11 protein-coding genes are annotated in these 14,485 nt (G+C 67.3%); 8 read left to right on the top strand and 3 right to left on the bottom strand.

All coding sequences use genetic code 11. The features are described 5' to 3' along the window. The first annotated feature begins 61 nt into the window (after nt 1-61). Nucleotides 62-466 carry a LysM peptidoglycan-binding domain-containing protein gene (locus VFK57_24135; protein HET7698829.1) on the top strand — a complete coding sequence of 135 codons (405 nt, stop codon included), beginning with the start codon at nt 62-64 and terminating at the stop codon, nt 464-466. A 388-nt stretch (nt 467-854) separates the two neighbouring features. On the opposite strand, the gene VFK57_24130 is transcribed toward VFK57_24135, so the two are convergent. Continuing rightward, complete coding sequence (locus tag VFK57_24130) at nt 855-2,477, bottom strand: hypothetical protein (GenBank protein HET7698828.1); 1,623 nt, start codon at nt 2,475-2,477, stop codon at nt 855-857. A 146-nt stretch (nt 2,478-2,623) separates the two neighbouring features. On the opposite strand from VFK57_24130, the gene aceE reads away from it, so the two are divergent. The 4 genes from aceE to VFK57_24110 are packed head-to-tail and all read left to right on the top strand — an operon-like array spanning nt 2,624 to nt 9,584. After that, entirely contained in the window at nt 2,624-5,296 is a 2,673-nt protein-coding gene (aceE, locus tag VFK57_24125; GenBank protein ID HET7698827.1) for a pyruvate dehydrogenase (acetyl-transferring), homodimeric type, read from the top strand. Beyond that, a complete protein-coding gene (locus tag VFK57_24120) occupies nt 5,293-6,732 on the top strand; it encodes a 2-oxo acid dehydrogenase subunit E2 (protein HET7698826.1) in 1,440 nt (479 codons plus the stop codon). Before aceE ends, VFK57_24120 begins: the two co-directional genes overlap by 4 nt. Before the next feature lie 43 nt (nt 6,733-6,775). Next, a complete protein-coding gene (gene lpdA, locus VFK57_24115; GenBank protein HET7698825.1) occupies nt 6,776-8,218 on the top strand; it encodes a dihydrolipoyl dehydrogenase in 1,443 nt (480 codons plus the stop codon). Between the two features lie 19 nt (nt 8,219-8,237). Next, on the top strand, nt 8,238-9,584 hold the full coding sequence (locus tag VFK57_24110) for an ammonium transporter (protein HET7698824.1): 1,347 nt from the start codon (nt 8,238-8,240) through the stop codon (nt 9,582-9,584). Nucleotides 9,585-9,703: 119 nt separating this feature from the next. Here VFK57_24110 and VFK57_24105 read toward each other — a convergent pair whose 3' ends face one another. Next, nucleotides 9,704-10,228, bottom strand: a complete 525-nt coding sequence (locus VFK57_24105; GenBank protein HET7698823.1) for a hypothetical protein — start codon at nt 10,226-10,228, stop codon at nt 9,704-9,706. 82 nt (nt 10,229-10,310) lie between these two features. Continuing rightward, on the bottom strand, nt 10,311-11,219 hold the full coding sequence (gene lipA / locus VFK57_24100) for a lipoyl synthase (GenBank protein ID HET7698822.1): 909 nt from the start codon (nt 11,217-11,219) through the stop codon (nt 10,311-10,313). Nucleotides 11,220-11,267: 48 nt separating this feature from the next. Here lipA and VFK57_24095 point away from each other — a divergent pair, with 48 nt between their 5' ends. From VFK57_24095 to VFK57_24085, 3 genes are read left to right on the top strand one after another with little or no spacing between them, the layout of a single operon-like run. Next, nucleotides 11,268-12,962 carry a carbamoyltransferase C-terminal domain-containing protein gene (locus tag VFK57_24095; GenBank protein ID HET7698821.1) on the top strand — a complete coding sequence of 565 codons (1,695 nt, stop codon included), beginning with the start codon at nt 11,268-11,270 and terminating at the stop codon, nt 12,960-12,962. A gap of 3 nt (nt 12,963-12,965) precedes the next feature. After that, complete coding sequence (locus VFK57_24090) at nt 12,966-13,718, top strand: class I SAM-dependent methyltransferase (GenBank protein HET7698820.1); 753 nt, start codon at nt 12,966-12,968, stop codon at nt 13,716-13,718. Next, nucleotides 13,715-14,476 carry a class I SAM-dependent methyltransferase gene (locus VFK57_24085; GenBank protein ID HET7698819.1) on the top strand — a complete coding sequence of 254 codons (762 nt, stop codon included), beginning with the start codon at nt 13,715-13,717 and terminating at the stop codon, nt 14,474-14,476. The genes VFK57_24090 and VFK57_24085 overlap by 4 nt, the downstream gene beginning before the upstream one ends. Nucleotides 14,477-14,485 lie beyond the last annotated feature (9 nt).

Raw genomic sequence — 14,485 nt, 5'->3', positions numbered from 1 at the left:
GACGTCGGGTCGAAGGCACAGCGCTTGTAAGCGATCTTCGGGATATACCGAGGAGGTTCATATGGCAGATCTGCGCGGAAAGTACGACTACGCGATCCAGACGGCGAAGAAGATCGGGTTCCAGGGGGCGGCGACCCAGGAAGGGGACAAGCTTCGCTTCAAGGGCACGGTGCGGTCCGAAGACGAGAAGAACCAGATCTGGAATGCATTGAAGACCATTCCTGACTGGAAAAACGACATCGTCGCCGACATCACCGTCGTCCCGCAGGCGCAGCCGGTCGGCACCAGCGGCGCGGGCGGAAACGCGCGCACCTACACGGTCAAGTCCGGCGACACGCTGAGCAAGATCGCGCGCGAGCACTACGGCGACGCGAACAGCTACATGAAGATTTTCGACGCCAACAAGGACCAGCTCAGCGATCCGGACAAGATCAAGCCGGGCCAGGTGCTCAAGATTCCGGTGTAGCGGGCAGTTTTCCGCATCCCGGGTTACCGGGTTCTACGGGTTCTACGGGTTCTCCGGGTTCTCCGGGTTCTCCGGGTTCGGGTTCTTCCGGTTCGGGGTTCTTTCGGTTCGGAGTTCTTCGGTGCGGGGTTCTTCCGGTTCGGAGTTCTTCGGTGCGGGGTTCTTCCGGTCAGGAACCCGCAGAACGAGAACCCGCAGAACCCGGATAACCCGAACCCGGAGAACCCCGAACCCGGCGGAACCCCGAACCCGGCGGAACCCGCAGAACCCGGAGAACCCGGAGAACCCGAACCCGGAGAACCCGAACCCGGAGAACCCGTAGAACCTGGAGAACCCGAAGAACCCGGTTCGCGATCCGTGTCCCCGCGAGTGGCCCCGCCCCTCGCCGTCACCGTCCGCCGAGGGTGGCGGCGGTCACGAACCGGGGCTCGATGTCGACGGGTATCCCCGCCAGCCGGTCGAGCACTTTCTGGACGTCCGGCCGGACGACGCCGAGGCGGTCGATCAGGTCCTTGGCTTTGGCGTAGCTGCCTTCCGCCTGCAGCGTCATGATCTCGCGCGTCAGCGCGGCGACGGCGTCGGCGATCTTGGCGTTGTCGACGCTGAACGTGCCGTCCTGCCGCACCCGGAACGCCCCCGCGTCGAGCAGGTAATTCAACTGCACCGCGATGCCGCGACCGTGCGCCTCGTTCACGCCGAAGCGGATCGAGCGGAAGGCCGAGGCGAGGAACGTGGCATACATGGTGCGGGCGATCGACGCGTCGACCAGTTTCTTGTCGGCGAGGTAGCGCAGCGCCCACAGCCCCGAGACGTCGGCCTTGGCTTCCTCGATCGCGCTGTAGGTTTCCTTCAACTGCTGCCGCACCGTCGTCGCCTTGCCGCCGACGCTGATGTTGTGCGGGCCGAGGCCGTGCATCAGTTCGTGCATCAGGATGTGCGTGAAGAACGCGTCGAACGACACCTTCGCCTGATCCGCCGCCGGCAGCGCGACCTTCGAGATCGGCAGCAGCACCATGCGGAACTTCGCGTCCTGCACGTTCTTCAGCATGACCCGCTTGGTCCCCTTCTCCTTCACCACCCGTTCGTCGTTGGGCAGGTTGAACGCGGCCGTCTGCACGCCGCGGTTGGCGTCGCCGGCGGCGAACACCACGTTGACGACGCGGATCGGCGCCATGGCGCCGAGCTTGGCGGTGCGGTACTTCGCATCGATCGGCAGGTTGTTCTCGAGCTCCTGCAGGTGGTCGCTGAACGACTGCAGCTTCTTCGACTCCGCCGCGTCGCGGATGGTGATGAACGCCTCGAACGCCGCTTTGGCGTTGAACCACTCGTCTTCGTAGACCTCGTACGGCCCGATCGTCGGTTCGATCGCGGCATCCAGCTCCATCCACGCGACGTCGCTGGCGTAGTAGTCGTTGGAGAGAAACGCGTCGGCGCGCGCGTTCAGGAACGTCTTCAGCGTCGGCTCGGTGGTGAGCGACGCCGCCTCGCGCAGCAGTTCGGCGGCGCGCGCGAGTTCGCCCTGGTATTCGACGCTGTAGGGGACGGCGACGAATCCCTTGTCGCCGCGGCGGATCGTCGTGAAGAAGCCGGCCGCGGCCTCGCGCGCCGCGCCCGACAGCGAATCGAGCCACTTCTGCACGTCGGCCTTCGTCGCGCCGGCCGGATAGAAGTTCGCCGAGTCGAGCTTCGGCGGCGCGCCGGGGATGAACGGCTGGTTGTGATCGAGCCGATCCCACGGCCCCTTGTTGATCAGGAAGTAGTGGAGCCGCGCCGCCGCGGTGCGCGAGGCGCGCGGGCCGACGGGGCGCGCCGCCTGCTGCGCGAGCTCCTGCAGCATGGCGTCGTTGCCGGCCCAGACCTGGCGCAGGAACAGCGCGTCCATGATCCGCGCCGCGTCGACCAGCCGCGCCAGCGCTTCGCGCTCGTGTTTCGGCAGCGCGGCGATGTCGGCGCCGATATCGGCAGGCGCGTAGCGCGCCGTCAGTTTCTGTAACTCCGCAAGCGTGGGCATTTGTGTGCCGTCCTGTGCCACCGATGTCAGCCCCGCGATCAGTACGATGATGCCGATCGCGGCGATCCGACCTGCGGTTCTGGCGCTTTCTCTGTGTCCCATGTTGTGGCCTACAATAGAAGGATTGTAGACCTCAAGAGAGATCAATGAGAAATCCTGCGCCGAAAGACAACGCCGAGCTCGAAGCCCTGGAACAGCGCGAATGGCGGGAATCCCTGGACTACGTGATCCAGCAAGGGGACCGCGGCCGCGTGCAGCGCCTGCTGGCGACGCTGCGGCATCACTCGCGCATGAGCGGCGTCGCCCTGCCGTTCACCGCCGTCACCGCCTACGTCAACACCATTCAGCCGTCCGAAGAAACGCCCCTCCCCGGCAGCCAGGAGATCGAGCGCCGCATCAAGAGCCTCATCCGCTGGAACGCGATGGCGATGGTCGTGCGCGCCAACCGCGTGTCGGACGGCATCGGCGGCCACATCTCGACCTACGCCTCGGCGGCGACGCTCTACGAAGTCGGCTTCAATCACTTCTTCCGCGGCAAGGGGCGGGAAGGGGACGGCGACATCATCTATTTCCAGGGGCACGCGTCGCCCGGCATTTACGCCCGCGCGTTCCTCGAGGGACGGCTGTCGCTGGAGCAGCTCGAGAATTTCCGCCGCGAGCTGCGGCCGGCGGGAGGGCTGTCCTCCTACCCGCACCCGTGGCTGATGCCGGCGTTCTGGGAGTTCCCGACGGTGTCGATGGGCCTCGGGCCCATCATGTCGATCTACCAGGCGCGCTTCAATCGCTACCTCGAGGATCGCAATCTCAAGAAGGCGTCCAGCGCGAAAGTGTGGGCGTTCCTCGGCGACGGCGAAACCGACGAACCGGAAGCGCTGGGCGCGATCAGCTTGGCGGCGCGCGAAAAGCTCGACAATCTGATCTGGGTCATCAACTGCAACCTGCAGCGGCTCGACGGTCCGGTCCGCGGCAACGGCCAGATCATCCAGGAGCTCGAGGCGAACTTCCGCGGCGCCGGCTGGAACGTCATCAAGGTGCTCTGGGGCAGCGACTGGGATCCGCTGCTGGCAAAGGATCACGACGGGCTGCTCGCCAAGCGGATGGGCGAGGTGGTGGACGGCCAGTACCAGAAGTACGCCGTCGAATCGGGCGCGTATCTGCGTGAACACTTCTTCGGCGCCGATCCGCGGCTGCTCGAGATGGTCAAGCACCTGTCCGACGATCAATTGAAGCGGCTGCGCCTCGGCGGCCACGATCCGGTGAAGGTGTACAACGCCTACAAGCGCGCCGTCGAGACCAAGGGGCAGCCCACCGTCATTCTGGCCCGCACGATCAAGGGCTACGGCATGGGCGAGGCGGGCGAGGGGAAGAACGTCACCCACCAGCAGAAGAAGATGAACGAGGCGGACCTGCGCTCGTTCCGCACCCGCTTCGGCATTCCCGTCTCCGACGAGCAGATCGCCGAGACGCCGTTCTACAAGCCGGCCGACGACAGCGCCGAGCTGCAGTACATCCGCGAGCGCCGCAAGGGGCTTGGCGGCTGGGTGCCGCAGCGCAGCGTGCGCGTCGAGCCGCTCAAAGTCCCGCTCGACGGCGTGTTCGAGGAGTTCAACAAGGGCACCGAAGGGCGCAAGGCCTCGACGACGATGGTGTTCGTGCGCATGCTGTCGAAGCTGCTGCGCGAGAAGGAAATCGGCGATCTCATCGTCCCCATCGTCCCCGACGAGGCGCGCACGTTCGGGATGGAGGCGCTGTTCCGCGCCGTCGGCATCTACTCGCACGTCGGCCAGCGGTACGAGCCGGTCGACATGGACACGCTCCTCTATTACAAGGAAGCGAAGGACGGCCAGATCCTCGAGGAAGGGATCACCGAGGCGGGATCGATGTCGTCGTTCATTGCCGCCGGCACCGCCTACGCGACGCACGGCGTCAACGCCATCCCCTTCTTCATCTACTACTCGATGTTTGGCTTCCAGCGGGTCGGCGATCTGATCTGGGCGGCGGCCGACTCGCGCACCCGCGGCTTCCTGCTCGGCGGCACGTCCGGCCGGACGACGCTGGCGGGTGAAGGGCTGCAGCACCAGGACGGCAACAGCCTGGTGTACTCCCTGTGCTATCCCAACTGCCTGTCCTACGATCCGGCCTATGCCTACGAGCTGGGCGTGATCATCCAGGACGGCATCAAGCGGATGTATCAGGATCAGGAGAGCGTCTTCTACTACCTGACCGTCATGAACGAGCAGTACGAGCATCCCGAGATGCCGAAGGGATCCCGCGAGGGCATCCTGAAGGGGATGTACAAGCTGCGCGCGGCGGAAGGCAAGGGGAAGCTGAAGGCGCAGCTGTTCGGCAGCGGCGCCATTCTCAACGAAGTGGTGAAGGCGCAAGCCATGCTGCAGAAGTACGGCGTCGCCGCCGACGTGTGGAGCGTCACCAGCTATACCGAGCTGTATCGTGACGGGCACGCCTGCGAGCGCTGGAACATGCTGCACCCGACGGAGACGCCGCGGGTGCCGTACGTCGCGCAGTGCCTGAAGGACGCCCCCGGGGTCTTCGTCGCCGCCTCCGACTACTGCAAGGTGCTGCCCGACTCGATCGATCGCTGGGTGCCGCGCAAGATCCGCGCGCTCGGCACGGACGGGTTCGGCCGGAGCGAGGATCGCGCCGCGCTGCGCGAGTTCTTCGAGGTCGACGCGCGCTTCATCACCGTGGCGACGCTGTCCGAACTGCTCAAGGAAGGCCAGGTCGAGGCCAGTTTCGTCGCGCAGGCCATCAAAGACCTCGGCATCAATCCCGACAAGCCGAATCCGGCCATCTCATGATTGAGTTCAAGCTGCCCGAACTGGGCGAGAACATCACCGCCGGCGACGTCATGCGCGTCCTGGTCAAGCCCGGCGACTCCGTCGCCAACGACCAGCCGGTCCTCGAGCTCGAAACCGACAAGGCGACCATCGAAGTGCCGTCGTCGGTCGCCGGCACCGTGCAGGACGTCAAGGTCAAGCAGGGGGAGAAGGTGAAGGTCGGGCAGACGATCTTCACGGTCGACGCGAAGAACGCCACGGAGGGCAAAGGGGCGGCCGAGCCGGCGGCGGGGGAGCCTGCGAAGCCGAAAGCCCAGCCGGAAGGAGCGCCGGAAGAAGGCGGACTCAGTCAGGCGGCGACGCCGCAGCGCGAGTCAGCGTCCGCCGGAGCGCCTGCACCGGGGCCCGTCGAGGCTCCTGCGCCGAGCCAGACCGCGCCGTCGCCGGGCCCGGTCGAGGCGCCGCGCCAGAAGGTGGTCGACATCGCCCGCGGCGCCCGGCCGCAGCCGCAGCCGAGCGCACCCGCGGAAGCGGCAGCGCCCGCCCCCGAAGGCCCCGCGCCGGCGGCCGCCCCCTCGGTGCGCCGCATCGCCCGCGAGCTGGGCGTCGACATCCGCCAGGTCACCGGCAGCGGACCGAACGGCCGGATCAGCGCCGAAGACGTGCAGGCCTTCGTGCGGCAGGCGTTGTCCTCGGGCGCCGGCGGGGCGCAGGCGCCGGCCGGCGGTCCCGCGCCGCAGCTTCCCGACTTCGCGCGCTGGGGCGAGGTCGAGCGCAAGCCAATCACCAACATCCGCCGCAAGACCGCCGAGCACCTCGGTTACGCGTGGACCGCGATTCCCCACGTCACGCAGCACGACAAGGCAGACATCACCGCCCTCGAGGAGCTGCGCCGGAAGTATTCGCCGATGGCCGAGAAGGCGGGCGGCAAGCTCACCGTCACCGCCATTGCGCTGAAGGTGCTCGCCGGGGCGGTGAAGAAGTTCCCGCAGTTCGCCGCCTCGCTGGACATGGCGCAGGGGCAGCTGATTTACAAGAAGTTCGCGCACATCGGCGTCGCCGTCGATACCGAACGCGGCCTGCTCGTCGCCGTCATCCGCGACGTCGACAGGAAGGGCATCATCGACCTGTCGGCGGAGCTGGCGAAGGTGTCGGAGAAGGCACGTGCCGGCAAGCTGACCCTCGATGAGATGTCGGGCGGCGTCATCACCATCTCGAATCTCGGCGGCATCGGCGGCATCGGCTTCACCCCGATCGTCAACTGGCCGGAAGTCGCGATCCTCGGCATCTCGCGCGGCTCGTACGAGCCGGTCTGGGACGGCCAGACGTTCCAGCCGCGCCTCATGCTGCCGCTCTCCCTCTCGTACGACCATCGCGTGATCGATGGCGCCGACGCGGCGCGGTTCCTGCGGTGGGTCGCCGACGCGTTCGAGCAGCCGTTCGTTCTAGCCCTTTGACCGGCAGACCCGACCCTCGGGCGGGCGTGCCGGCATCAGCACAATGGCGATATCTACACAGCTTGTCGTAATCGGCGCCGGCCCCGGCGGGTACGCCGCCGCGTTCTACGCCGCCGACCGCGGCATGAAGGTCACGCTCGTCGATCCGGAGAAGAACCCGGGGGGCGTGTGCGTGTACCGCGGCTGCATCCCGTCCAAGGCGCTGCTGCACGTGGCCAACGTCATCACCGAGTCGTCGCACGCCGCCGATTTCGGCGTCAGTTTCGACAAGCCGCGGATCGACCTCGCCAAACTGCGCGACTTCAAGAACAAGGTCGTCGGCCAGCTCACCGCGGGCGCCGGCCAGGTGCGCAACCTGCGGAAGGTCCAGCACGTGCAGGGCCTGGCGTCGTTCCGCGATGCGCGCACGCTGGACATCGACAAGGTCGACGGCGGCAGGGAGACGCTGACCTTCGAGCACTGCATCATCGCCACCGGCTCGGTGCCGACGAAGATTCCGGGACTGTCGATCGACAGCCCGCGGCTGATGGACTCGACCGGCGCGCTCGATCTGCCGGACATCCCCGGGTCGCTGCTGGTCGTCGGCGGCGGCTATATCGGCCTCGAGCTGGGCAGCGTGTACGCCGCGCTCGGCAGCAAGGTCAGCGTCGTCGAAATGACCGGAGGCCTGCTGCCCGGCGCCGATCGCGATCTCGTGAACATCCTGGCCAAGCGGATCGGCGAGATCTGCGAGGCGGTCTGGTTGAACACGAAAGTGACCGGCATGCGAGAGGTGAACGACGGCATCGCCGTGACGTTCGAGGGAGCGACGGGATCGGGCCGGGAAGGCGAAGGGAAGACCGGCGATCAGACGTTCGATCGCGTCCTCGTGTCGATCGGCCGGCGTCCCAACGCGAACATCCCCGGGCTCGACAAGCTCCGCATCGAAGTCGACAAGCGCGGCTTCATCGTCACCGACAAGAGCCGCAGGACCGGCGAGTCGAACATCTACGCGATCGGCGACGTCGCCGGCGAGCCGATGCTGGCGCACAAGGCGTCACACGAGGGGCGCGCGGCCGTCGACGCCATCGCCGGGGATCGCAACGTCGAGTTCGCCCCCGCGGCGATTCCGGCGGTGGTCTTCACTGATCCGGAGATCGCCTGGACCGGACTGACCGAAACCGAGGCGCAGAAGCAGGGCATCGAGGTGGCGATCGCGAAGTTCCCGTGGGGCGCGTCGGGGCGCGCCATCTCGCTCGGCCGCACCGACGGCGTGACCAAGCTGATCATCCACCCGGAGAGCCAGCGTGTCCTCGGCGTCGGCATCTGCGGCCCGGGAGCCGGCGAGCTGATCTCGGAAGGCGTGCTCGCGGTCGAGATGGGCGCGACGGCGCAGGACATGGCGATGACCATCCATCCCCACCCGACCCTGTCTGAAACGGTCATGGAAGCCGCCGAAGTCTTCTATGGCCACGCGACGCACGTTTATCGGCCAAAGCGCTCCTGATCGGCCATAATGCGTCGCCATGCGGCGCAGTTTCCCGCTGGCGATCCTCCTGGTGATCACCGCGCTCGCGGTGATCGTGCCTCCCGCCGATCCCGTCGTCACCGGCGGTCCGATCAATGCGGGCGATCTCGCCTGGATGATGACGGCGGCGGGCCTGGTGCTGCTGATGACGCCGGGCCTGTCGTTCTTCTACGGCGGGATGGTGCAGAAGAAGAACGTCATTTCGACGATGCTCCAGAGCCTGATCGCGATGATCGTGATCAGCGTGCTCTGGGTGGTCGTCGGCTTCAGCCTGGCGTTCGGCGACAGCATCGGCGGGGTGATCGGCAATCCGGCGACCTTTTTCATGTTCCGGCACGTCGGGACGGCGACGCATCCCGGCCTGGCGCCGACGATCCCGCTTCTGGTGTTCGCGCTGTTCCATTTGAAGTTCGCGATCATCACGCCGGCGCTGATCACCGGATCGTTCGCCGAGCGCGTGCGCTTCTGGGCGTACGTGGTGTTCATGGCGCTGTTCAGCCTGTTCATCTACGCGCCGCTGGCGCATGCCACGTGGCACCCGGACGGCTTCTTGCGCAGATGGGGCGCGCTGGATTTCGCCGGCGGCACGGTCGTGCACACCTCCGCCGGCATGGCGGCGCTCGCGGGGGCGATCGTGCTCGGCCGGCGCAAGCTGCACGAAACCGGCGCGGCGCACGTGCCGGCCAACATCCCGTTCGTGATCCTGGGCACCGGCATGCTGTGGTTCGGCTGGTTCGGCTTCAACGCCGGTTCGGCGCTGGCCGCCTCGGAGCAGGCGGCGCTGGCGTTCGCGACGACGAACACGGCATCGGCCGCGTCGGCGCTGGCCTGGATCGCCTTCGACGTGCTGCGCCGGCGGAAGGCGTCGGCGCTCGGCGCCTGCATCGGCGCGGTCGTCGGGCTGGTGGCGATCACTCCGGCGGCGGGTTACGTGTCGGTGGCGCAGAGCATCGCGATCGGCACGCTGTCGAGCATCATCAGCAACATCGCGGTGCACTGGAAGTCGCGCTCGACGCTGGACGACACCCTGGACGTGTTTCCCTGTCACGGCGTCGGCGGGATGGTCGGGATGGTCGCGACCGGCGTCTTCGCGGCGCAGGTCGGGCTGATTCACGGCCGCACCGACGTGTTCTTCGTGCAGCTGCTGACGCTGGCGATTGCCGCGCCGTACGCGTTCGTCGGGTCGTGGATCCTGTTCCGCGTCACCGACGCCATCATTCCGCTTCGCGTGTCGGAGAACCAGGAGCTGATCGGTCTCGACATCACGCAGCACGACGAGACCGTCAGCAGCCGCGGCGTACGCGCCGCCTACGAGTCGTTGCAGGGCGAGCTGTTCGGAAAATAACGGGGACTGTCCCCATTTTCCGGCTCCGTTCAATGAGTTACGGGCACGGCCAACGAAATTGGGTTGATTTCCGCGCGCCTGAGGCGTGTCCGACCGGGAAATGGGGACAGTCCCCGTTTCTACTTACCCGTCGGCCGCGCGGTATCACCCAGCCGCTGCTGACACGTGCCGCTCGGGCTCTCCAGCTCCTTGACCTGCTCCACCGCCACCTGCGGCGCCTGGCCGTTGGCTTCGCCGGCGCGCGGCATCGGCGACGACTGCCCCGACGTGCCGATCGTGTTCCCGCCGGCGTCGCGCACGTGCCCGGTGAGCGTCACCCGCTTGCCGAGGAACTCGTTCAGATCGTCGTTGCCCGACACCAGCCGCACCCAGGATCCGCGCGGGACCAGCGGCGCGTGTTCCATCCGCTCCTGCCCCTGCGGCTGCTGCGCCGGCGGCACTTCGGCGACGTGGCGCAGCACCCACGCGTTCGGGCCCGGCGCCGCCTCGACGCACCCTTCCAGCGACACCCGCTGGTTGAGGCCGCGCGCGCCGCCGCTCTGCTCGGTGCGCTCGTTGTCGACCGCGTTGCTGCGTCCCGTGCAGGCGATGCCGATCGCGGCGGTCAGAATCGCGACGGCCAGGTGAGAAACATGGTTCCGCATCGGTCCCCCTGCGCAGGGCAGACTGCAAACCGAGCGACCTCAGCAGAATGTGGAAATCTGGAAATTGGGAATTTGGAAATCTCTAGCGGGTCGCTTCGAACGATTCCGCCTGTTCGTGCGCATGGTAGGAACTGCGGACGAGCGGACCGGACTCGACGTGGCCGAAGCCCAGCTCGAGGGCGATCCGCTTGAGCTCGGCGAACTCCGACGGCGTGTAATAGCGGACCATCGGCAGGTTGGCCAGCGACGGACGCAGGTACTGGCCGATGGTCACGATGTTCACGTCGGCCGCGCGCAGATCCTTCAGCGTGGCGACCACCTCGTCCCACGCTTCGCCGAGGCCGACCATCAACCCTGACTTCGTCGCCATCGACGGGGCGAGTCGCCGCGTCCGGCTCAGCACCTCGAGCGCGCGCGGGTACCGGCCGCCCGGACGGGCGGTGCGATAGAGGCGCGGAACGGTTTCGATGTTGTGGTTCAGCACGTCGGGGCGCGCCTCGATCACGGTCCGCAGCGCCGCGTCGTCTCCCTGGAAGTCGGGGATCAGCACTTCGATCCGGCATGCCGGGATGCGCGCCCGCGTCTCGGCGATCGTGCGCGCGAACTGTCCGGCGCCGAAGTCGGGAAGGTCGTCCCGGTCGACCGACGTGACGACGACGTAGTTGAGGGCGAGTGCGTGGATCGCGCTGGCGACGTTCACCGGCTCCTGATCGTCGGGCGCCAGCGGCGTGCCGTGCGTCACGTTGCAGTAGCCGCACGACCGCGTGCACGTGCTGCCGAGGATCATGAACGTCGCGGTGCCGTGGTGCCAGCACTCGCCGATGTTCGGGCAGTTCGCCTCCTCGCAGACGGTGTGCAGCCCCAGGCCGCGCATCAGTCCCTTCAGCCGGTGATAGTTTTCGGAGCCGGGCGCCCGGACCTTGAGCCATTCCGGCTTCGGCTGCCGAGGGACATCCGCGCTGCCGTCGCTGCGCTTCTTGCGGCCGCGGATGAAATTGAGAGGGGCGGTGGCCAACCCTTCAATTTTATACTAGGCCTCATGGCCGTTCTCGGGATCAACTGCTCGGGGTTCCACTCGTCCGCCAGCCTCTTCGTGGGCGGCGCCCTGCGCGCGGCCATTTGCGAAGAGCGGCTCAGCCGGGTGAAGCAGGACAAGGCCTTCCCGACCCGGGCGATTCGCTATTGCTGCGATGCGGCCGGCCTCTCGTTCGCGGACGTGACCCACGCCTTCGTCGGCTGGCATCCGCGGTTCTACATCGGACGGTCGGACCGCACGCTGTTCGACGCGATGCAGAACCGGGGCAAGATCAGCTACCTCGCGCTGAACGAACTGGCGGCGATGAGCGGCGCGCCGGTTCACGACGTCTCGCAGTCGCTGACGCTGGCGGACTCCACGCTGCAGATCCACTTCGTGGATCATCACGCCGCGCACGCCGCCAGCGTGTTCTATCCGTCCGGTTTCGATGCCGCGGACGTGCTCGTGCTCGACGGGTTCGGCGAGCACACCTGCGGCCTCGCCGGCTCGATGGATGGCGGCGGGCTGCGCATCCGGCGCACCTACCCGACCCCGCATTCGCTCGGGCTCTTCTATGCCGCGTTCACCGACTTCCTCGGGTTTCGTCCGTACAGCGACGAATGGAAGGTGATGGCGCTCGCCTCGCTCGGCGACAGCGACCGCTACTATCGCGTCATCCGCCCGCTCATCCGCGTGGAGGGACTCGACTTCCACGTGGATCTGTCGTACTTCGAGTATCACCTGCCGTTCACCCCCCGCCTGTTCGCCCGCCGGTTGTGCGAACTGCTCGGCGAGCCCGTCGCCCGCGACGCCGAGCCCGGCCAGCGCGACTACGACATCGTGGCCGCCGTGCAGCGGGTCGTGGAGGAAACGACCTTCGCGGTCCTGAATGCGCTGCACCAGGAGACGCGCGGCGAGCGCCTCGTGGCCGCCGGCGGCTTCTTCATGAACTCGGTGCTGAACGGGAAGGTTCTCGACCGCACCCCGTACCGGGAGGTCTTCGTCGGCGGCAGTCCTGACGACACGGGCATCAGCATGGGCGCCGCGTTTCATGGGCTGCGCGGCGTGCTCCGCCAGGAGGTGTCCCGCCCCTGCCGCCACAACTACTTCGGCCGCACCTACTCGGACGGCGAGATCGCCGCCGAGCTGCGGCGGCGCAAGCTGCGCTTCACCGAGCTTCACGGCATGCCCGCCGCCGTCGCCCGCCTGATCCGCGACGGGCGCATCGTCGCGCTGTTTCAGGGGGGGAGCGAATTCGGGCAGCGGGCGCTCGGCAACCGCAGCATCCTGGCCGATCCGACGCGAGCGGACGTGAAGGACCTGGTCAACGCGACGGTGAAGTATCGTGAGGCGTTCCGGCCGTTCGCGCCGGCGGTGCTCGAAGAGCGTCAGGCGGAGGTCTTCGAGGGAGCGGATCGGCAGACGTCGTACTTCATGGAGCGCGTGCTGCCGTTCCGCGCCGGGTGGGAGAGCCGGGTCCCCGGCGTGGTTCACTTCGACGGCACCGGTCGGCTGCAGACCGTATCGCGCGCCTCCAACCCGTCCTTCCATGCCATCATCAGCGAGTTCGACCAGCTCTCCGGCGTTCCGCTCGTGCTGAACACGTCGCTCAACATCAACGGAATGCCGCTCGTCGAAACACCAGGCGACGCGATCGACTGCTTCTATCAGTCCGGTCTGGATGCCCTGGTCCTGCAGCGCTACCTGATCGAGAAGTAGCGCATGAAGGACTCGGTCGCACAATCGCGTGAGCTCTACGATCGCTACCGCTTCGGCACGTTCGGCTACGGCCGGCGGCGCGACGCCTACGAACCGCTCCTGTTCGAGGCGCTCGGGCGCGCGACGCCCGAGACCGTGCTGTACGACATCGGCTGCGGCACCGGCTACTGGATCGACGCCTACCTGCAGGCGGGGGTGCGCAAGGAGCGGATCCGGTGCGTCGATCTGGCGCCGGCCAACATCGCGGACCTGCAGGCGCGCGGCCTGGATGCCAGCGTCGGCGACGTGCTCGACCTGGACGTTCCCGACCGCTCCTCCGACCTCACCGTCAGTCTCGGCGTGATTCACCACACGGACGATCCGTTTCGCGCCTTCACCGAGCTGGTGAGGATCACGCGGCCCGGCGGCCTCATCTATCTGAACGTGTACAACCGGTTCCATCCGTACTACTATCTGGTCCACCGCGCGACGTTTCCGCTGCGCTACGCCTACTGGCACTGGAGCCCGAGGGTGGCGGACGCCGCGTACTGGGCAGCGCGGTTCTTCTTCCAGCCGCTCGCCTATGTCACGATGGGGAGATTCCTCGACGATCAGACCGGGCGGACGATGTTCATGGACCAGGTGATGACGCCCCGCGCGCACCTCTTCACGCGCCGCCGGCTGAGCCGCTACGCACGCGCCTGCGGCTGCACCGTGCAGGCGTACCGGTACAACCGCTACGGATTGATGCTGTCGGCGCTGATGCAGGTGCGATGAGCGATTACGACGTCACGGAACACGCGCGCGAGCTGTACGGGCAGTACCGGTTCGGACGGTTCAACTACAGCGATGCGCGCGCGCGCTTCGAGCCACTGCTGTTCGAGGTGCTCGCCGGCTGCGGTCCCGAGACGCGGCTCTACGACGTCGGCTGCGGCGTCGGCTACTGGTTCGACGCCTATCTGCGCGCCGGCATCGCCCGCGAGAACATCACCGGGATCGACCTCGTCCCCGCGAACGTCGCCGAGCTGCAGTCCCGCGGCTTCCGCGCGCTCGCCGAGAACGCCGCCCGGCTGTCGCTGCCCGACGCGGTGTCGGATCTGACGATCTGCATCGGCGTCATCAACTGCGCCGAAGAGCCGTTCGAGGTCTTCCGCCAGCTCGCGCGCATCACCCGGCCGGGCGGGACGCTCTACGTCAACGTCTACAACAAGCTGCATCCGTACTATTACGTCGTGCACAAGGCGACGCTTCCGCTGCGCTATCTCTACTGGCACTGGGACCGCAGAGTCGCGGACGTCGCGTATGCGATGTCGAAGATCGTCTTCCAGCCGCTCGCCTATGTCGCGCTCGGCCGGTTTCTCGACGAGCAGACCGGCAAGACGATGTTCATGGACCAGGTGATCACGCCGCGCGCCCACCTGTTCACCAAGCGCATGCTCGAGGACTACGCCGCGCGCTGCGGCTGCACCGTCCAGCGCTTCCGCTACAACCGGTACGGCCTGATGCTGTCCGCGGTGATGCGGCGCAACGGCTGAGCGCCGGTC

It is taken from the genome of Vicinamibacterales bacterium, from assembly GCA_035699745.1.
Classification (GTDB): Bacteria; Acidobacteriota; Vicinamibacteria; order Vicinamibacterales; family 2-12-FULL-66-21; genus JAICSD01.
This window is presented reverse-complemented; position numbering and strand designations above follow the sequence as displayed.